The sequence below is a fragment of the Bifidobacterium sp. RTP21102st3_E2_RTP21102_210122 genome (assembly GCF_040916945.1).
Lineage (GTDB): Bacteria > Actinomycetota > Actinomycetes > Actinomycetales > Bifidobacteriaceae > Bifidobacterium > Bifidobacterium longum.
On record NZ_JBCPAN010000004.1, the window covers coordinates 94,062 to 113,930 of the forward strand.

18 protein-coding genes and 1 tRNA gene are annotated in these 19,869 nt (G+C 59.7%); 11 read left to right on the plus strand and 8 right to left on the minus strand.

Going from position 1 to position 19,869, the window contains the following annotated elements:
- The first annotated feature begins 35 nt into the window (after positions 1-35).
- The 3 genes from AB5287_RS06200 to yddG all read left to right on the plus strand — a co-directional run bounded on the left by AB5287_RS06200 (position 36) and on the right by yddG (position 3,073).
- Positions 36-905, plus strand: coding sequence for a toxic anion resistance protein (locus tag AB5287_RS06200; protein ID WP_368220926.1), 870 nt, complete (start codon positions 36-38; stop codon positions 903-905).
- 381 nt (positions 906-1,286) lie between these two features.
- On the plus strand, positions 1,287-1,790 hold the full coding sequence (locus AB5287_RS06205; protein ID WP_234146932.1) for an Hsp20/alpha crystallin family protein: 504 nt from the start codon (positions 1,287-1,289) through the stop codon (positions 1,788-1,790).
- Between the two features lie 326 nt (positions 1,791-2,116).
- Entirely contained in the window at positions 2,117-3,073 is a 957-nt protein-coding gene (yddG, locus tag AB5287_RS06210) for an aromatic amino acid DMT transporter YddG (protein WP_007051697.1), read from the plus strand.
- A 167-nt stretch (positions 3,074-3,240) separates the two neighbouring features.
- Here the strand turns inward: yddG and AB5287_RS06215 are convergent, their stop codons facing one another.
- Positions 3,241-3,687 (minus strand): hypothetical protein, encoded by a 447-nt coding sequence (locus AB5287_RS06215; protein ID WP_223616655.1) that lies wholly within the window; start codon positions 3,685-3,687, stop codon positions 3,241-3,243.
- 241 nt (positions 3,688-3,928) lie between these two features.
- Here AB5287_RS06215 and AB5287_RS06220 point away from each other — a divergent pair, with 241 nt between their 5' ends.
- From AB5287_RS06220 to AB5287_RS06240, 5 genes are all read left to right on the plus strand, one after another.
- Entirely contained in the window at positions 3,929-5,311 is a 1,383-nt protein-coding gene (locus AB5287_RS06220) for an esterase family protein (protein ID WP_007051694.1), read from the plus strand.
- Positions 5,308-7,881: a bifunctional lysylphosphatidylglycerol flippase/synthetase MprF gene (locus tag AB5287_RS06225; RefSeq protein ID WP_368220929.1), complete on the plus strand. Its 2,574-nt coding sequence runs from the start codon at positions 5,308-5,310 to the stop codon at positions 7,879-7,881. Before AB5287_RS06220 ends, AB5287_RS06225 begins: the two co-directional genes overlap by 4 nt.
- Positions 7,882-8,417: 536 nt before the next feature.
- Entirely contained in the window at positions 8,418-9,392 is a 975-nt protein-coding gene (msrB, locus tag AB5287_RS06230; protein WP_014485965.1) for a peptide-methionine (R)-S-oxide reductase MsrB, read from the plus strand.
- A complete protein-coding gene (locus AB5287_RS06235) occupies positions 9,389-9,988 on the plus strand; it encodes a pyridoxamine 5'-phosphate oxidase family protein (protein WP_007051691.1) in 600 nt (199 codons plus the stop codon). The genes msrB and AB5287_RS06235 overlap by 4 nt, the downstream gene beginning before the upstream one ends.
- Positions 9,989-10,186: 198 nt before the next feature.
- Positions 10,187-11,059 (plus strand): glycosyltransferase family A protein, encoded by an 873-nt coding sequence (locus tag AB5287_RS06240; protein WP_010081531.1) that lies wholly within the window; start codon positions 10,187-10,189, stop codon positions 11,057-11,059.
- Positions 11,060-11,230: 171 nt separating this feature from the next.
- Here the strand turns inward: AB5287_RS06240 and AB5287_RS06245 are convergent, their stop codons facing one another.
- Positions 11,231-12,127, minus strand: a complete 897-nt coding sequence (locus AB5287_RS06245; RefSeq protein ID WP_011068550.1) for an HNH endonuclease — start codon at positions 12,125-12,127, stop codon at positions 11,231-11,233.
- 275 nt (positions 12,128-12,402) lie between these two features.
- Between AB5287_RS06245 and dcm the strand changes: the two genes are divergently transcribed.
- Positions 12,403-13,674, plus strand: coding sequence for a DNA (cytosine-5-)-methyltransferase (gene dcm, locus AB5287_RS06250; RefSeq protein ID WP_011068549.1), 1,272 nt, complete (start codon positions 12,403-12,405; stop codon positions 13,672-13,674).
- A 6-nt stretch (positions 13,675-13,680) separates the two neighbouring features.
- On the opposite strand, the gene AB5287_RS06255 is transcribed toward dcm, so the two are convergent.
- Together AB5287_RS06255 and AB5287_RS06260 are read right to left on the minus strand one after the other, a co-directional pair.
- Positions 13,681-14,802, minus strand: a complete 1,122-nt coding sequence (locus tag AB5287_RS06255) for a Sau3AI family type II restriction endonuclease (protein ID WP_368220933.1) — start codon at positions 14,800-14,802, stop codon at positions 13,681-13,683.
- Positions 14,792-15,163, minus strand: coding sequence for a MutH/Sau3AI family endonuclease (locus tag AB5287_RS06260; protein WP_368220935.1), 372 nt, complete (start codon positions 15,161-15,163; stop codon positions 14,792-14,794). The genes AB5287_RS06255 and AB5287_RS06260 overlap by 11 nt, the downstream gene beginning before the upstream one ends.
- A gap of 115 nt (positions 15,164-15,278) precedes the next feature.
- Here AB5287_RS06260 and AB5287_RS06265 point away from each other — a divergent pair, with 115 nt between their 5' ends.
- Positions 15,279-15,611, plus strand: a complete 333-nt coding sequence (locus AB5287_RS06265) for a putative heavy metal-binding protein (protein ID WP_007051681.1) — start codon at positions 15,279-15,281, stop codon at positions 15,609-15,611.
- Between the two features lie 80 nt (positions 15,612-15,691).
- Positions 15,692-16,213 carry a GNAT family N-acetyltransferase gene (locus AB5287_RS06270; protein ID WP_077385899.1) on the plus strand — a complete coding sequence of 174 codons (522 nt, stop codon included), beginning with the start codon at positions 15,692-15,694 and terminating at the stop codon, positions 16,211-16,213.
- A gap of 80 nt (positions 16,214-16,293) precedes the next feature.
- Here the strand turns inward: AB5287_RS06270 and AB5287_RS06275 are convergent, their stop codons facing one another.
- The 4 genes from AB5287_RS06275 to tgt form a co-directional block, all read right to left on the minus strand.
- A complete protein-coding gene (locus AB5287_RS06275; protein WP_012472051.1) occupies positions 16,294-17,151 on the minus strand; it encodes a hemolysin III family protein in 858 nt (285 codons plus the stop codon).
- A gap of 103 nt (positions 17,152-17,254) precedes the next feature.
- Positions 17,255-17,491: a hypothetical protein gene (locus tag AB5287_RS06280; RefSeq protein WP_007054515.1), complete on the minus strand. Its 237-nt coding sequence runs from the start codon at positions 17,489-17,491 to the stop codon at positions 17,255-17,257.
- A 530-nt stretch (positions 17,492-18,021) separates the two neighbouring features.
- Positions 18,022-18,107: transfer RNA gene (locus AB5287_RS06285), tRNA-Leu, on the minus strand.
- Between the two features lie 172 nt (positions 18,108-18,279).
- The gene (gene tgt, locus AB5287_RS06290) at positions 18,280-19,593 is read right to left on the minus strand and encodes a tRNA guanosine(34) transglycosylase Tgt (protein ID WP_007051676.1); all 1,314 of its coding nucleotides are present in this window, start codon (positions 19,591-19,593) and stop codon (positions 18,280-18,282) included.
- Positions 19,594-19,869 lie beyond the last annotated feature (276 nt).

A 19,869-nucleotide genomic window follows, 5' to 3' on the forward strand; every position in this document is an offset into this window, starting at 1 on the left:
CTTGGACGAGAAAAGGCGGCACACTGCTGAACCTGTTGAAAACACCGGCGGTGCAGAAGCTGGCGTGGGAGCGCCATGGCTTCCGCGCGGCCAACTTCGCCGGCACCGATTCGATCAGCCGATTCGGCGTGGCCGGCACGCTCGACCAGATCCCGGCCGTATCCGAACTGCCCAACAACGATGCCATGCAACACCTCATCACCACCCTCCAATCCGCGCAAGCCAAACTCGTGGCCGACATCTCCATGTACGACACGATGTACACGCAGAACGCCCAGCAATACCGCGAGCTGAAAATGACCGTACTGGCCGGCAAGAAGGCGCTCGCCGACTTCAACGCCAACCAGCTGCCAGCGCTGGAGGCCGAGGCCGCCGCCAGTGGCGACGCCATGCAGGCGCAAGTGCTGAAGAACTTCAAGTCCAAGCTCGACCGTTTTGCCAAGCGACTCGACGACCTCGACCGCATCAGCGTGGTTACCTTGCAGACCGCGCCGCAGATCAAAATCATCCAGAACGCGGACCAGACCATCGTGGACAAGATCGACACCACCATCTCCACCACGATTCCGGTGTGGAAGAGTCAGATGGTGATCGCGCTGGGCCTGTCCAACCAGCGCAAGGTTCTCGACCTGCAGAACAAGGCCGACGATGTGACCAACAAGCTGCTGGCGCGTAACGCGGCCGCCCTGCACAAGGGTGCAGTGGACGCGGAAAAGGCCAACCAGCGTTCCGTGGTGGAAATCGACACGCTGGAGAAGATCAACGCCGAACTCGTCGCCACCCTGAAGGAGACCGTGCAGATCCAGAAGGAAGGCAAGGCCAACCGCGAGGCCGCCCAGGTCAAGATGCGCCAAATCGAGTCCGACCTCAAAAACGCCTTGCTCGAAAACGCCCAGCAGATGTGAGCCGTTCGCGCGCCAGCATGCTCCCGTTGGCGGAGTTTGCGGGAACGTGCAACCATGCTCCCGTTGGCAGAGGTATATGAGTACGCCTACTGGTGTGCGTATATATGCTCCCGCTGGCGGGAGCTGGCAGCCGTAAGACTGGCTGAGGGTGGTCACGGCGCTCGGCTCGGCCGGCTTTACCGGCAACCATTCCCCGCCGCAATTTCTCTGTGGGCATAATCCCGGAATGATTGCCGCGCTCGGGAATTGGGTGAAGTGAAGGTTAAAGGTTGAGAGCCCGGGAGGGTTCCGGAACCGGCCACGATAACCGCTGCTAGCCCCGCGATACGGGTTGGCGGCCGGCATCCAAGCCGATTCTCTCCTAATCAAGGAGTACCGATTATGGCAATGTTTCCGGCTTTGATGAATGACATGATGTTCTCGGATCTGTTCGATGATCCGTTCTTTGAGGGTTGGCGCAACACGGACAACACGATGAGTGCCGCAATGCCTGCCAACATGATGACCACCGATGTGCGCGAGACCGACAAGGGTTACGACGTCGACATCGATATGCCTGGCTTTAAGAAGGAAGATATCAACCTTGAGCTCAACAACGGCTATCTGACCGTGTCCGCCTCGCGTTGCAGCGAGCATGAGGACAAGGCTCCGGCCGCTGAGGGCGAGGCTTCCGACAGCAAGTGCGCTTGCGCGTCCGATTCGGGCAAGTGGCTGCGTCGCGAACGCTACATGGGCTCCTGCTCGCGTAGTTTCTACGTTGGCGAGGACGTGAAGGAGTCCGACATCCACGCCAGCTACCGGAACGGCACGCTGTGCATCCAGGTTCCGAAGATGCAGGCCCAGCCGCAAGTCGAGTCCAAGCACCAAATCGCGATTGAGGGCTGACGATACTTGATTCGTCCCGAAGTCCCGCTTCGAGTAGCTTTGCCCCCTCTGACGAGGGGGCTCCCGCGAAGCGGGTGGGGGAGAGATAAATCGTAACCAAACCATGCTTCCCACGCCGTCTGCCCTACGCTTTCAACGCCGACTAACCTGACAGACGGCGGGAAACATAGCCAATGCAAATGCCGGGTAGGGATTTACCCTACCCGGCATTTTGCTGTTTCAATCACCGAACCCCACCCTGTTCGCGCGCCGGTCGCGTGCCGTTCTGCCGCTGTACACATCCGATGGGTAGAGTGACTTCGAAACGATGCGAGAGAGGCGGACATATGGCGAACGGCGCACAGAACGCAAGCGGCACACCGGCACCGGCGGCAAGCCATTCCGGCGGCCACGTCGTATCCGCGCGCGCCACGACCATCGGCCTGATGGCAATCCTGCTGTGGAGCTTCATGGCCGGCACCGTGCGCATCGTCTCCGAAAACTTCGGCGCCACGCTTGGCTCGGCCCTGATCTACACGGTCGGCGGCATCCTGCTGCTGATGTTCCGGCGCCCGGCCCCGATTCGCGAGTTCCCCAAGAAATACCTGATTATCGGCGGCCTGTTGTTCGTATTTTACGAATCGTCGATATCCCTCTCGCTGGGTCTGGCCTCTACCGACGCATCCTCGGTGGAAGTGAGCCTGGTCAACTATCTGTGGCCCACGATGATGGTGCTGCTGTCGGCGGGCGTATCCCATCGCAAGCACGCGGTCGTCAAGGTGCTGCCGGGCGCGATCGTGGCCACTGCCGGCGTGGTGTTGGCGGTCGGCGGTAATTCCGGGCTCGACTGGCATGCGGCCGTGCAGCATATCGCCGCCAACCCTTTGCCCTATGCGCTGGCGTTCGTGGGCGCGCTCGCTTGGTCGGTGTACGCGGTGTTCACGCCAGCCATGAGTCATGGGGTGGACGGCACTTCATTGTTCTTCCCCTGCGTGGCCGTGGCGTTGTGGATTATCCACTTCGCGTCCGGGCAGGGGTGGCCGGCCGAGCCTCCGAGTCTGGTCGCATGGCTGTTTGTGTTGATTGCCGCGGCGGCGATTGGCGGTGGTTATGCCTGCTGGGGCTATGGCATTCTGCATGGGTCTATGGAGCGGCTGGCTATTGCGTCCTATGCCACGCCGGTGCTGTCCACCGGGGCCAGTGCGGTGTTGCTGGGTTTGGCGCTGTCGCTGCCGTTTTGGTGTGGCGCGCTGCTGGTGGCCGCCGGATCGGTGCTCAATTACTTGGTCAGTGCGCGCAAATAGCGGGGTGGCTTTGCTCATGGGGCGGTAATAATCCCATGGGGCGGTAAAACCCTCATGGGGCGGTATCCCAAAATGACTTTATTCTGCGGTTTCACAATTTCTTCAAACCGCCCCATGGGCCTTTTACCGCCCCATGGATAAATTACCGCCCGATGGGCAGCAGCAACTTACTCGCCGCGGCGCTCGGACGGGCGGCGAATCGGGTCAAGCAGCGTATTCGGATCGGAGATGCCGAACATGCTGCGCCCGCCGGTGGATTCAGGGTGCTTGGCGAGAACGGCCAGCGAAATCGCCCCCGGAATCATAATGATCACCAAAAGGGCCGCCAATCCCCAGTTCACGAAGAATCCGAGCCCCAGTACGATGGCCACCACAACCACCACCGTGACGATAATCGTCAACAGTGCTCGACGTGGGTTGGTTTCCCTGGCCCAAGAGGTGCTGGCTGCGGGCTTTGCTGTTGAACTGGCCGCGGCGTTTGTGGCTGTTGTGCCATCAGCCGTGACGGTCGTGGGCCTTGCCGCCGCGCTCGTCGCGGGGCCAGTAGGGGCGTCAGACACGTTATCGGCGGCATTGCCGGTCGCTGCTGGACGTTGTTCGTTTGCGTGAGTCATATCCACCAGCATATTCCCTGCTTCCGGCTGAAGCTGGGACAAGCCTGCGCGCCGCTAATCCAGCGCCGACACTGGCCTTGAACTGCGGGCGCCAGACCGGATGTGAACAGGTGCTGAACGGAGTCTGGGGAAACCATGAGAACTCGCGACAATTTTTGTGAAATTGGGTGACGCTCTATGAATCGCGCGCTAGTGTTGCGTGAGCTTACAAGGCGAGGAGCCTGGAGCGCGGGGGTGAAGGATGAAGAACTCCGTTTGGAAAACGTTCATGGAATTGTCTCTGGTCCGCGGAATCGTGCCGCGGACCGTGTTCGGACTGACCGCGATCGCGGCAATCATACTGATTATTGGGCTGGCATTGAGCAAGAGCAAGAAGCGCGGCCGCCTGCACCCGCTGATTGTCTCGCTGATTGCCGCCGTGCTCGCCGGCGCGGCTGGACTGCTGGTTGCATGGCTGGTGTCCGACGTGTTTATGGTGTTCGGCGTATCGCTGGGCTGGCCGGTGATCTTCACCATCGCGGGCGGCATCGCCGGCGTCGGCTTCGTGATCGCCGCAGCCGTGACCCTGCGCGGGGTCCGCCGTGCGCTGGCCGTCGTGCTGGTGCCGCTGGTGCTGCTGTCCACCGCGCTCGGCGTGGACTCGATTTACGGCGAATACCAGACCATCGGCACCCTCGTCGGCTACACGCCGTACGCCTCGCTCGGCTCAATCGAGGTACACAAGGCCGCGATGAGTGTCAGCGACTGGCATAGCAAGGCGCGGAAGGGCAGCCTGCCGTCCATGCCCAGCCAAGGCAAGGTGCTCACCGTCGACATTCCGAACACCGAATCCAACTTCACGGCCCGCAAGGCGATGATCTACCTGCCGCCCGCCGCGCTGTCCGACCGTCCGCCGGCCTTGCCGGTGATGGAGCTGTTGGCCGGGCAGCCCGGTAGCCCCAGTCGCCTCATCGACGCCGGCAACATCGCCGCCACGATGAATGCGTACGCCGCCAAACATGACGGGCTCGCGCCGATCGTGCTCGTGCCCGACCAGAACGGCGAGGCCACGCACAACAGCCTGTGCGCCGACACCACGCAAGGCAACGCCGAAACCTACCTCACCACAGACGTGGTGAACTGGGCCAAGAAGATGCTGCCCGTGGCCAAATCGGCCCGCATGTGGGCGATGGGCGGGTTCTCGCAAGGCGGCACCTGCACCACGCAGCTCGTCCCGCGCCACCCCGACATCTACGGCGCGATGCTGCCGGTGGACGGCGAACTCAAGCCGACCAATGGCAGCGTCGCCAAGATGGTCCAGGAGTATTTCGCCGGCGACCGCAAGGCGTACGACGAACAGGTGCCGGTCAACGCCATCGCCGCCACCGGTACGCCCGAGCAGGCGCTGTTCACCGGTGCTGGCGAACGGGACAAGGAATCGATTAGCAACATGCGCACGATCGCCGACGCCGCGCGCAAAGCCGGCATGGAGGTCACCGAGCTGATCGTGCCCGGCACCGGCCACGACTGGCACGCGGTGCAGGCGGTCTGGCGGCCCGGTCTCGACTGGTTCGGCGAACGGACCGGCTTGGGCGAGATGACGAAATCGTTGAAGGAGTACCCACAAGTGGAGGTGTTGCAATGAGCGAAGAATCGCGTAAGCACAACAGTCATGCGGCGGAAAGCTGGCGCGAACTGGCCGGCGACGTGCGACAGTGGGCGGACGGTCATCGACTGGCCATCACTGCCACGGTGGCGCTGGTGGTGCTGAACTTGGTGGTGTGGCTGGTGGTCGCGATGGCCGGATTCGCGTTCCCGCTGCGGCTCGACACCAGCATGGCCGAATTCGATTTCGGCAAACTCTTCTGCACGCTGTTCTTGGCGCGCGGCGTCATCCAGCTCATTCTTGATGCCGTGCTGTGGCTCGTCATGCTGTCAATCGCCGAGCCGTGGCTTGGCCGCGCACGTACCGTCGGCACCGCGCTCGCCTGCGCGCTCGGCGGCGTGATCGTGGGCCTGATCTTGTGTGCGGCGGCCGGATGGCTGTTCCAGGACTCCCAATTCGTCTCCCGCATGCAGTTCGCCCTGAGCCCGCTGGTGTTGCCGGTCGGCGCGCTTATGGCGGCCAGCGCGTTCTGCAGCCATCTGTTGCGGCGGCGTATTCGGCTGATCGGCTACGTGGCGATTCTGGTCGCGCTGCTTTACAGCGGCAATCCTGGCGATTACTGCATTCTCGCCGCCGCGCTGATCGGACACGCGGTCGGCCGCGTGATGGCCGGGTCGCCCGCGCACGCCGAAACCGGATGGCACTGGCTGCGCAGCACCTCCTTCGAGGCGCGGCGCATGTTCGCGGCCATCGCCGTGGTGCTGGCGCTGGGGCCGGTCATCGCCATCACCTCGCATAATCACGCGGGGCCGCTCAGCACAGTCGGCCTGCTCATGAGTCCGGTCTCCGTCGACGACGGCACGCTCGCGCGCTGCCTGGCCGGCGCCACGCACAGCGGCTGCTTCCTGCAATTCGACCTGATGCGCGCCTCGATGCCCGGCGCGGTACTGCGCTCGCTGCTGCCCACCGCCGTGACTCTGGTGCTGGCGTGGGGCCTGTATCGCGGCCGTCGGTTCGCGGCCATGTGTGCCGTGGCCATCAACCTGTTCACTGCGGGAGTAGCCATCGCCTACTACCTGATCGTGCCGCTGAGCTTTGCGCCGGACGGCATGACCTCACTGCTGCAGCACGGCGCGATCACCGCCTGCGTGGCGAACGCCTTGCCGCCGCTGTTCTTTGCCGTCGCCTTGACTGCGGCGTTGAAGCATTTCCCGATTCGCGTCGGCTGGCGGCGACTGATCGGCGGCGTCGGCGTCATCGTGCTGGTTCTGCTGGCGTGCGCCGCCGTGTACCTGATGTACGGCATCGCCCAGCCGGATGAATTCTCGCCGCGCGCCACGGCCTCGTCGCTGTTGGCCGAACTGCCGGGGCGCTTCCTGCCCATCGGCTTCCTGAGCCATATGAAGTTGTCGTTCGTGCCGCGTACCCCGATGGCCTCGATCGTGTATCAGGGCGTCGGCCTGGTGTTCTGGATCGTGGTGCTGGTCGTGGTGATCCGCTGGATGAGCGACGTGAGCGAATCGAACGAGCGGGCGCAGGCACGCGCCGAGCGGCTGGTCGAAACCGGCGGCGAATCGATGAGCTTCATGACTACGTGGGAAGGCAACAGCTACTGGCTCTCGCCCACGGGCAAATCGGCCGTGGCATATCGCGTGCTCAACGGCATCGCCTTGACCTGCACCGGGCCGTTCGGCGAGCCCTCCGAGTGGATGGACGACCTGACCGGCTTCACCCAGTATTGCGTGGAGCGGTCGCTTTCGCCGGTGTTCTACAGCGTGCATCGCGAACAGCGCGACGCGTTGCTGGAGGCCGGCTGGAGCTCCATCGAGGTCGGCAGCGAAATGGTCGTGGACCCGCGCGGCTGGAAGACGACCGGCAAGAAATGGCAGGATGTGCGCACCGCCATCAACAAGGCCAAGCGCGACGGCGTGACCGATGTGCAGTCCACGTTCCTGGAAGCGTCGCTCGATGTGCGCGAGCAGATCGAGGACATCTCCGAGGAGTGGGCGCAGCTCAAGGCGCTGCCGGAAATGAAGTTCACGCTCGGCGGTGTCGAGGAACTGCGCGACCCGCGCGTGCGGCTGCTTTACGCCATCGACGCGGACGGGCGCGTGCTGGGCGTCACCAGCTGGCTGCCCACCTGGCGCGACGGGCGCATCGTCGGCTGGACGCTGGACTTCATGCGCCATCGCACCGACAGTCCCAACGGCATTATGGAGTTCCTGATCGCGCGCATGGCCGAGCGCCTGCGCGACGAGGGGCTTGCGGATCCTGAGCATGCCGTGGAGTTCATGAGCCTGTCCGCGGCACCCTTGGCCGGCATGAACCCCGAGCGAGACAATGCCCGGGAAGGTGGGGTGGCGGCCGGCGAAGGCACGCAGGTGCTCCAACACGCGCTGCAGATCGTGGCCGACTGGATGGAACCCGCCTACGGCTTCCACTCGCTGTTCAACTTCAAGCGCAAGTTCCAGCCCGCCGAAGCGCCGGTCTACGTGTGCTACCCGGACCCGGCGGCGTTGCCGCAGATCGGGCTCGCGGTGGTGCGCGCCTACGTGCCCAGCGTGACGCCCGCCGAAGTGGCCGGCATGCTCAGTACGCTGCGGTCGTGAAGGTGTGCACACGGGTACGCAGGCTAGCCGATTCGAGCCTGAGACGGGGTATCTGCTTTCAGAGAGGTACATTTGGCCTCTTGCGGACAACTAACTGCCTTCAAAGAGGTACCTGAACTCTGAAATCCCGAGTATGAGCGTTGCAATGACAACGTTTGTACTCGGGGTTTCCCGTATTCGGTGCCTCTTTGAACGGAGAAAGCATTCTGCAGAAGCCCGAATGTACCTCTTTGAGCGGCGAAAGCCCAGCGAGAAGGGCACAGAAGGCGCTATCTCCGTTTCGAGGGGCTGATTTGGCCTCTCCGGGAGGTCTACTCCCGCTTCGAGGGGCTGATGGCCGAGTATTCACGCTCCAAAATCGGCGGAATGGCGTTGACGCGGATGGGCTTTTACATGCGGTCTAGCTGCCGACCAGCCCCTTGAAACGGGAGTAGACCTCCTGCGAAGGCCGAATCAGCCCCTCGAAAGCGGTTTTGCCGGTGCAGAGGTGTCGTTGACTGCATCGCGAGCCGCCTCGACGTAGTAACGTGGGGCGCATGAGCGAACGTAACGAACACAATGACGGCAATACGCAAACCGCATACTTCGCCGGCGGCTGCTTCTGGGGGCTGGAGCGCTACTTCCAGAACGTCGACGGCGTCACGGACACCACGGTCGGCTACGCGCAATCCACCGTCGAATCGCCGGCCTACGAGCAGGTATGCGCGGGCGGCACGGATGCGGCCGAAACCGTGAAAGTCGAGTTTAACCCGGCACAGGTCAGCCTGCGGACGCTGACATTACTGTTTCTGGAGGTCATTGACCCGTTCTCCGTGGACCAGCAGGGCGAAGACCGCGGCCGGCAGTACCGCACTGGCATGTTCTACACGGACGAGACGCAGCGCGCCGTGTATGTGGCGGCCTTGGAGCAGCTGGTCGACCGCCAGCCGCAGCGCCCGGCCGTACTGGTCGAACCGCTGCGCAACTTCTACCCGGCCGAGGCACATCATCAGGACTATCTGGTGAACAATCCCGGCGGCTACTGCCATGTGCCGATCGCCGCAATCGCGAACGTAAAACGCCGTCAGAAGTACGTGGAACGCATCTGGGATCTGACGCTTGAGCAGTTCGCGGTCACACAGAACGCCGCTACCGAGCGCCCGTTCGTCAACGAGTATGACGAGGAGTTTGAGCCCGGCATCTACGTGGACATCGTCAGCGGCGAGCCGCTGTTCTCGTCGCGAGACAAGTTCGATTCCGGCTGCGGCTGGCCCGCGTTCTCTCGCCCGATTGCCGGTGACTTGCTGACCGAGCATGAGGACCACCGCATTCCGGGCCGCGACCGCATCGAAGTGCGCACGTCGGACACACAGATTCACTTGGGCCACGTGTTCACCGACGGCCCGGCCGACCGCGGCGGCCTGCGCTACTGCATGAATTCCGCCGCCCTGCGCTTCGTGCCGCGCTCGCGCATGGCCGAGGAAGGATACGGCGACTGGATTTCGGTTGTGGATGGGGATGAGCAGGCATGAGCATGGAGAATATTGCGGGCGCTCGCAAGCCCGCCAAGCGTGAGGATGAGCACACGGTCGCCGGCGAGCATCGCATGATGCGCCGCGCGGACCGCGAGGTGACCAATCCCGAGCAGATCGCCGCGATTGTCGCCGCTTGCGACATCGTCGAAGTGGCCTATGCGGATGCTGAGGGCCTGACCATCGTGCCGCTGAATTTCGGCTTTGATTACGACGAGGCGACTGGCAAGCTGACGCTCTGGTTCCACTCCGCGCCGCGCGGCCGCAAGCTCGACGCGATTCGCGCCGCCGCCGGTGGCCGACTGCCCGTGGCTTTCACCATGCAGACCGACTGCGAGGTGGTGGCGGGCCGCACCACGTGCAATTGGGGCGAGGTGTTCAAGTCGATCGTCGGCAATGGCACGGCGTCACTAGTCGAGGATCTGGATGAATGCCGCCACGGCTTGCAGACGCTGATGGCGCAGCAGGCGCATATGCCGAATGTGGAATTCACTGATGCGCAGGTCCGCAGCGTCACGGTGTGGAAGATTGAGTCCGACTACTTCACCACCAAAGTCCGCACCAAGCCCGCGCCCGCGCACATGCATCAGCGTTAGCCGGGGATAGCGCGCCACCTCCCCACTGGCGGGAGGCAGCGCGCAGCGCCGGTGGATGGCCCACGTCCGGACCCGATAGACTTGCCGCCATGGCAGCAGTGACAGTGGTAATTACCAGCTACAATCAGGGCCCGTTGATTCACGAGGCAGTCGAGTCGTCATTGGCCCCAGACGGTTCGTCCGGAACGGATCATCATCGTGAACGATGGGTCCGATGACCACGCATCCGTCGAGATGCTGAACGCCACTCTCGACGATTGCCGGCACGGGGCGATGGATGCGAATGGTGTGGCCATCGACCTCATCGGCCAGGCAAACGCCGGTCCTTCCGCCGCGCGCAACCGTGGCATCGCCGCCGCCGAAACGCCGTTCGTAGTGGTGTTGGATGGCGATGGCCGTTTGCGGCCGGCCTTCATTGAGCGCACGTTGTCGATGTTGTCCGCCGACAAAACGATGGTCGCCGCATCCGGCTGGCTGCAGACTTTCGGTGTCCTGGAATCAGTGGTCCAGCCGACTGGTGGCAATGCCGCCGCGTTCGTGTCGCATAATTGCTGCCCGGCCACGTGCATGATTCGCCGTGTCGCGTGGGAGTGCTGCGGCGGCTACGACGAGTCGATGCGCGGCGGCTTCGAGGACTGGGACTTCTTCCTGTCGTTGTTGGAGTGCGGATTGACGGTGGAAAACGATATCTGCGGTGCTGGGGTTACTGGCGGTACTGAGCATGTCGGAGGTTTTGGGAGTGCCTGGGATACAGAGAATCCCGCAAAAGACGCGGCCCATATCGGCATCGCCCCCGAGCCGCTGATCGAGTACCGCACGGCCCCGGCCTCCTCAAACGTGACCAGCATGACCAAGCGCCTCGATCTCATGCGCTTCCTGATCGCCAAGCACCGCGATCTCTACGCCGCGCACATCGCCGACGCCATCCTCGGCGTTGAAGCCATCTCCATGAGCCGCTTAACCATGTGGGAATCGTTGATGCGCGGCGACACCACCGCCAGCCAAGCCTTCATGCTCCACCCCACCTACGGCGACGGCGGAATGGCCGCCGCCGTACGCTTGCGGAGTTGATGGTCAGCCGGGCCGGCTCAAATCGGTGTCCCCACTGTCGTCAACCTGCCAGTTTTTGGCCGGCAAACGCCGCTGAGAGCCTTTTGGCGGCGTCAAGTTGCTAGCACTTGGCGTAATGGCGTCGCTGCCGTGGTTGCTTGCGGTCCACGAGAGGTTCGGCTCGCAGACCCTTCAGGCAGTCAAGAACACGTGTTTCTGGTGGTATTCGATGAACTCGTGTGAGGGCGGATTTGAAGAAGGCAATGTAATATAGCGTCCTTCAAACTGATACATCCAATAATCATTGATATCGTTGTGCGGGACCCGAGCGGATATATGTACTCGATAATCGTCGTCAATGGTCATGTATCCGCGGTCAAATGCCTTGTCGTGGAATGCATTAAGCAACAAGCCGTTAGCCGCATTTGTTTTCTCGAACCCGGTTGAGACCTTCCAGGGCTTGATGTGGCTGGCGATTAGCAGCGGATCAATATTGATGCCAGTCAGGCAGCAAGTGTCGTGATAATTCGCGATCAAAGCATTGCGAAAGTAGCTTTGATTGACCCGCGATAATGCTGTTGTCTCATGTTCAGATCCGAGTGGAGCTGTAGTCTGCTGTTGCCCCGCGACGATGGGCGGTCTTGGAGCATCAATGAGAAGGCTGGTTGTCTCTTCCACCAACGATTTCTGCGGAGTGGGAGACGAGTGCATTGTTCGACGATTGCGCGCATCCTGAGTCGGTAGAGGAACTTTCTCAATGAAACTGACATAGACGTTCAAAGCCAGAATGAGCAGCTTATCGCTCTGCTCCTGATATTCTTTCCAGATTTGTATTTCGAGTTTCCCGCTATGGGCCAAACCTGATACCCCTCGTGCGTGTTCGTTGGGGTCGTGAGCCCGAAGATTCATGAGTTTCATATAGACCGAGCTGGCGGTACGATTCAGTCCAACAGCAAGTTGCGCGATATGAGGGTTATTCTTGTCGTTCCGCTGTCGCTGATTCAACATCATGTACAAGCCGAACGTGGCAAGAGTCTCGTCGTAAGACCATTTCGGTCCACGTGTTCTATTGCCGCTCTGCATATTCATGATGTCCAGGATACCTCCTCGGAAAGTTGGCGGACTGATGATATAGCAACTTAGGGGGTGCTCAATTTTCGGCATGCTGTGATGCAAACGGAAGGCTTGTCTTGATTAATGGGGTACTCACTCATCTGTCAACGGTGTAAGGCGGCGGTCATAAACTACCTTGCGAAGAAGTGTGTCGTTATGTGTTGATTCGGTGTGGAAGTTGATTTTTTTAAGTAATTTTAGAGGATCTTTTGTGATCATTTGTGAGTATATTAGTAGAAAAAGAGGATTTTGTGACTATACGCATAGCCGAGCTTTTTGCTGGCGTCGGGGGTTTCCGCCTTGGTCTGGATGGCTACCATGATGCTGCGCACCCCGAGTTTGATATGAAGCCAGCTGGCGATTTCAAGACCGTGTGGGCAAATCAGTGGGAACCCAATGGGCAAGAGTCGAAGCAGTTTGCTTGGCGGTGCTACGAAAAAAGATTCGGCGAGGGAAGTTGCGTTAATGAAGATATCGCCGTTGTGCTACAAGAAGTCAAGGACGGTAAGCGGTCGATTCCTGAGTTCGACATGCTGGTTGGCGGTTTTCCGTGTCAGGATTATTCAGTGGCGAAGCCTCTTGCCCTTGCCTCAGGTATTGAAGGTAAAAAAGGTGTGCTTTGGTGGAGCATCAACGAGCTTCTTGAAATGCGGCACCCGAAATATGTGCTGCTGGAGAATGTTGACCGTTTGTTGAAGTCGCCAAGCTCTCAGCGTGGGCGTGACTTTGCTATCATCCTATCTTGTCTGTATCGGCTCGGTTACTCTGTTGAGTGGCATGTGATTAATGCCGCTGAATATGGAATGCCGCAGCGTAGGCGCCGCGTATACATTTATGCAGAGTTGGATGCCCCGAAATGGGATATGGAAGACCGCCTTTTCCATAGTGGGGTAGAGGCCCGCGCATTCCCGATTGTGGCTGATGGCCGTTTCGGAGTAGAGCGTTTTTGTATTGAGAAAGACCCCTATGAGATGACTCATACATTTGGCAAAGGCGTGAAAGTATCCCAATTCAAGGATGCAGGTGTTATGCAGGATGGTGAGGTATTCACCTGTCGAGCGACGCCTGTGTATAGCGGCAAGCATTCGGTTCTGGGCGATAAGCTCGTCTCGATTGGCGAAGTGCCATCAGAGTTTTTCATCGAAGACAATTTGAGTTCATGGGAATACCTTAAGGGTGGTAAAAAGGAGCAACGAACCGCTCGCAACGGATATGAATACACGTATTCCGAAGGACCGGTGGCGTTCCCTGATGCTTTGGATAAGCCGAGTCGAACCATTTTGACTGGAGAAGGCGGTCGTGGTGCCAGCCGGACGAAGCATGTCGTTGAACAAAATGGCAGATTGCGGCGGCTCGTGCCAGATGAACTCGATCAGTTGCAGATGTTTCCTCGTGGCTGGACTGACACCGGTATGACGGATGGACATCGGGCCTTCTGCATGGGGAATGCCTTGGTGACAGGCATCCCCCATCGTATTGGTGTAGTAATTGCTGCAGATGCCGATGTTTCACGTTCTGAGTGAGATGATTCATAGGTTACTGGCAATGATTCTGGCTATATAGCGGCGATCGAGCCAGAAGCATTGCTTGGTAATAACTTCCCCATTCGGCAGGATGGACCGGTCCTTCGCGCTTCCGTTATCCTTTCCTTTGCTCGCATGAGGGCGGAGGTGGAACACTGAATTGAAAGATGATCCTGGAATGAGATTTTTACCGCGAATCCCGTAGTTCAACGGGGTATGCGCAACCAGCAAGGTATGCATTGTCTCCCAGACGGGTTTCACGTATTGTTCAATGTCGTCTTCAGGCATATTCCAAAGGAATGCACCTTTGAAAATGTCCTTCGCTTTGTCATGGCCGGATTGATACGGTATCGGCGATTTTGAAACCATGATAAGGAACTTGCTGGTTTCGAAGAAGTCGCGTACGAATGACTGTTCCCATGTGGTTTGGGGATTGGCCCATTCCTCCCATTGGTCATCCGTGATGGCCTTAAATGACATATGCTCGCGAGGCAAGCCATCAGGATATATGGTTACTGACTTAAATTGGCTGATATTAGCTTTCGAGAATTGTTCAATCTTACTAATTGATGATTTTGAGGCGCCCAACATCGCAAAAGCGAGGCTCGAATTATAGTTCTTAGCTGTTGGCGCTGCTGACACTTGGAGCTCGGAGGCGATGTCTCTGCTTGATTTGCCGGTGTAGGGAATGAATTTGGCTGCCACGTATTCATCAAGGTTCTGTTCTTGCGGTATCGGCAAGCGAACGGTTTCGCTCTTTCGATTCAATAATTTCCGCGCAATTGCAGTCATGTATGAAGTTTTCAGGCTGAATGCACGCTGTTTGGCAAATATAGTTGCGGTGTTCGCGCCCGCCGGTGCTGGTGCCTCTCGAAGTTGTTTGGAATTGGCTCCTTTTGTACATGCGGCTAAATAATTGGTATCGGATTCGCTGAGCGAATCAGCATGGCCGGAAGCGACTTTATCTCGAATGACATGCCAATCATTTTTGATGGTAGCAAGATCATCTGCTTCATACTTCATGAGATATGAAGCAAGCACTTTGCAGTCGATGCGCAATTCCTTTTTCTTATCGGTGCGATCATCGTAGTAGTAAACGAGGATGATATTCTTCGCTTTATCCCACATTTTTTGAAGATTCGAAGTCGGTCTCGTCAGCGAGCGTTAGATAATTGATGATATCGATGACTAAGCGCTCTTTAGCTGAGGTTTGTTTGCCTTTTTTAATGTGCTTAAGTGGAGTGACTTTTAACTCATAACTGGTATCGCCAATATGAATATCGGGTGCGGCATCGGAGTTGATGGCATATTTTAAGACTGACTCTTCGATGATTTGGCCGAGAGAACCCTTGTTCCCTCCCGTTAGAGCTCTTCCCGTTTGATCGAGTTCGCGGAATGATTTCCCCTTTGCCGTCAGCAGTGTGTTCATCACTTCTTCAAGGCTCGAGTATTCTCGTGCATCGTTGAACTCCGGTTCTGAACTGCTCATAGTATCCCCCTGTTGTTGGTGCGTCATTGCTTGTTGCCCCTAATCATACAGTCATGCATATGCGGCTGACGGTAGAATAGCGGTATCTACGCAGACAAGCCAAAGGAGCCTCGCCATGATTCTCGTCACCACCACCCCGTCCGTCGACGGATACACCATCACCAACTACCAGGGCATCGTCTTCGGCGAAGTGGTATCCGGTGTGAACATGTTCAAGGATCTTGGCGCGGGCCTGCGCAACATGTTCGGCGGCCGCAGCCAGGGCTATGAGGAGGAGCTGATGCGCGCCCGCAACGAGGCCATCGCCGAGATGCAGCAGCGCGCGGAGGCGATGGGCGCGCACGCCGTGGTCGGCGTGGACATCGACTATGAAGTGCTCGGTGCCGACAACGGTATGCTGATGGTTACCGCGTCCGGCACCGCCGTGCAGATCGCGCGTACGGCCTGAGCCTATCGGGCACAGCCTGGGCCCGGACTTGTCCATCGAGCCGGCTTTGTCGGTTATCGTGACGCAGTACACTGACGCTCATGACCATACGAATCGAAGCATACGACCGCTGCCCCGCCGCCGCCCGCGCCATACGCGAGCAGGTGTTCATCCGCGAACGCGACTGGCGGCCGGAGTTCGATGAATGGGATGCCGCGTCCGTACATCTGCTGGTGTTCGATTCGGATAATGATGCGCCCAATCGCCCCGGCTCGTCCGCGCAATTGGCCTCACGCAGCCAGCCCATTCAGCCCAGCCAGAATCACCCCGTAGCGACCTGTCGGTTCTACGCGGACCCCGATCATCCCGACCAGCCCGGGCGATACATCATCGCGCGCCTGGCGGTACTGCCCGAGGCACAAGGCCGGCATATCGGCTCGCGGCTGCTGGCCGACGCCGAACGCCGCATCGCGCAAGCCGGCGGAACCATGGCCGCCGTGCACTCGGAGAACGACCACTACAAGTTCTATGAGCAGTGCGGCTACCGGCTCACCGATGAAGTCTATGAAGGCGGCCGTCACGGCTGGCTGATCAAGGACTTGATTCTTGGCTCCGAGAATTAAGGGCCGCTGTCTGTCCCGCGCCGTGTTCAAATCGCTGCAATACAGCGAGTTCGAAGCATCCTGTATGAATTGCTGGACGACTACAGCGCGCAGACAATCAGATAAATCGCCACGACGTGGCAGGCGTACCCGATGACCGTGCCCAAGTGAAACACCTCGTGGAACTCGAACCAGCCGAGAACGGGGTTCGGCTTGCGCAGCGCAAAACACACGGCGCCGGCGATATACGCGGCACCTCCGCACGCGATAAGAATGGTCGCAGCCGGGCCCACTGCGGGAGCCGTCCATAGTTGCGGAATAAGTGTCACCGGCGCCAATCCCAGCACAACATACACAGTGGTGAACACCCAGTTCGGGGTGCGCAGCCAGACGATATGCAGTATCGTGCCGATCGCCGCGGTCACCCAAATCACCGTGAGATATGGCCGGCGAATCGCCGGGCTGAGTGCGAACAGCACAGGTGTGTTAGTGCCGGCGATGATGAGGAAGATGTTCGAATAATCGATGCCGCACAGTACGCGAGTCACCTTCGCGCTGCGCCACGGCACGACGTGCAGCAGCGCGCTGTTGCCGAACAGCAGCATGGCCGAGGCACCGTACACTGCGCAGGCCGCTTTGACCGAGCCGGCCGGCGCGATGCAGATGAGTACGATGGACGCCGCGATGCACAGCGGCAGGGTGGCGAGGTGAAGCCATCCGCGCAGTCGCGGCTTGCGATTGCCGAATGCATCCACGGGGACGATCTGGCGCTTGATCGCCTTCAGTGCGGCCTTGGCTTGGCGGTAGCGCGATTGCGCGGCCCTGTATCGGGCCGATGCACGGTCCAGTGCGGTGGGGTTGGCGCTTGCGCTGGATTTTTGACTCGCGGTTGCGGAAGGCGCAACTGTTGCGGCGGAAGCCATGGTTCGTCCAGATGGCGTGCTGATGGAAACGCTCATACTGATCACCTCGCTATGGCCGGCGACGCTCTCCCGACCACTAACCTACGCTACCGTAACCTAGTATAGGCCCGCGCAATAATCAAGGTTGATTTCGTAATGCTTACAGTTCTTCCGTGGTGTGGTATTCGGTGGTGCGGTTGCGGAATACATCGCCGAGTCTGTGAACTCGTATTATGCGTGTCTGCTGGGTCCGACTTGTGTCGGTTCCTGATTTCGGATTGCTGCGAATGATGCTCCCGACGCCGCCCCGCCAGTTGCCGGATTCGTACGGCTCGGCCGTTCGGCCGAGCTGGTCGTCGGTGACTCCAGATACTTCGTTGGTTTCGTCTCGGTTCATGATGTTATGTAATGCTAGTTTATGGCGGATGGAAAGTTGAGGAAAGTTAAATCTACTTCATGGGCTTCTCTCTGATCTGTATTTGTCCCGGTTCATATGTCAATCGTTTGACCTGTCGACCGGGGCAGAATCCGCTGTCCCGGTCGGCGATTTCGGCTTGTTTTCGTGAACCGGGACACTCCGGTTTCCTCAACTCATATCGTCTGGCAGACGGAATCGGCGGAATAAGGCCGATTCTGGAATTGGCACGTTGTCCCGGTTTTCGCATAAATCGATTGACATTTATACCGGGGCAACAAAAATTGTCCCGGTTTGCAAAGATCGCCCGAAATCGCGAACCGGGACAGCGGATTCTGGCCTGGCTTGAACGTCAAACGATTGATGCAGGTACCGGGACATTTTCCGCCACGAAAGTTGGGCCATAAGTCTCAAGTCCTAAGCCCCCCTCAAGGCCATCGCAACTTGAAAAACGGCGCTTGCCCGGACAAAGCAAAAGGGCTGGAACCTTCCGGTTCCAGCCCTTTAGTTGCTGGTGCGAGTGGGGGGAGTTGAACCCCCACGAGCATACACTCACTGCCACCTGAAGACAGCGCGTCTACCATTCCGCCACACTCGCAGACAATCGACTAACTTACACCCGGCTGGGTAATCATGCAATCTTCGGCGTGTCGCATGGGCGGCAGGGATATATCGCTCGTGGGTCTTCTGCGGGTGCCGTGATCTTTGACGGTGGCGACACTCCCCTCAGTCACTTCGTGACAGCACAAGCCGCAACGAAGGAGAAAAACTCACAACCCTGGCCGGCGCTCGCCGTTGCCGTAGAAGTGGGCCAGCGCTTCGTCGCGGAACTCATCAAAGTATCCGCCGTCGATCGAGGCGCGGATGTCGTCCAGCAGCTTCACGAAGAAATGCTCGTTATGGATCGTGGCCAACGTAAACCCGTTGAACTCGCGGGCGCGCAGCAGGTGGTCGACGTACGCGCGCGAATAATGCTGGCAAGTGTAGCAGTCGCACCCTTCCTCCAGCGGCCCGAAATCGAACTTGTGCTGGGCGCGCTTGATGTTGTACCGGCCGGCGCGCGTGTAGATCGCGCCGTTGCGGGCGCAGCGCGCGGGGGCCACGCAGTCGAAGGTGTCGCCGCCGTTCTCCACGCACGCGAAGATATCGTCCACGGAGGCGATGCCCAGCACATGGCGCGGCCGGCTCTCCGGCATCGCGTCGCAGATCCAGGCGCAAGTGTCGCCGATGATGCGTTTCTCGATCGCGCCGCCAATGCCCACGCCGTCGAAGTCCAGCGACGCGATCTGCGAAGCCGCGCGCCGGCGCAGATCCTCGTAATTCGCGCCCTGCACCACGCCATACAGCGCCTGATACGGCCTGCCCAGGCGTTCCGCCGTCAGCCGCTGGTGCTCGTCCACGCAGCGACGGGCCCAGCGGAACGTGCGCTCCACCGAATCCTCCTGGTAGGAGCGGGTGTTCATCAGCGTGGTGAGTTCATCGAACGCGAACATGATGTCCGCGCCGATTTTGTGCTGGATGCCCATCGAAATCTCAGCGGAGAAACGATGTGCGTCACCATTCAAAGGCGACTTGAACGTCACGCCGTCCTCATCCACCCAGGCCATGCGCTCCTTGCCCTTGGCGATGATGTCGTCCGACTTCATGCCGGTCACGTCCATTGCCAGCGTCTTCTTGAAGCCGACGCCCAGCGACATCACTTGGAAACCGCCAGAATCGGTGAACGTGGGCCCATCCCAGTTCATGAAACGCGCCAAGCCGCCGGCCGCGTCCAGCACGTCCTCGCCCGGGCGCTCGAACAGGTGGAAGGCGTTGGCCAGCAGGCACTGTGCGCCTAGATCCTTCATCTGCTCGGGCAGCACGGCCTTCATCGCGGCTTGCGTGCCCACCGGCACGAAGGCAGGCGTGCGAATATCGCCGTGGGGCGTGTGAATGATGCCGGTGCGGCCGTATCGGGCACCGTCTCGCCCAAGCCCGCTGGCCGTGGATGGCAGGCGGGTGATCGTTTCGAAATGGAAGGCGCTGCGGTCGCCGGGCTGTCCGGGCTGTGCGCCCAACGGATGTTCAAGAAGGCTGATCGTCATATGTTCACTTTAGGCAGAAGGGCCAGAAAAGGGCCGGAAATTGTGAAGAACTCGGTTTCGAGGGGCGGATTTCGCCGCTCCCGAACGTCTACTTCCGCTTCAAGGGGCTCCCGGTCAAGTAGGCCGGCTGCAAAAATGGCGGAATGGCGTTAAATGAGGGCCCTTGATACTCGGAATTGACCGCGCGAACAGCCCCTTGAAGTGCAAGTAGATGTTCCCGAAACAGGAAATCAGCCCCTCGAAGCCGAGATGCCCATAAGACTCTGCGATGATTAC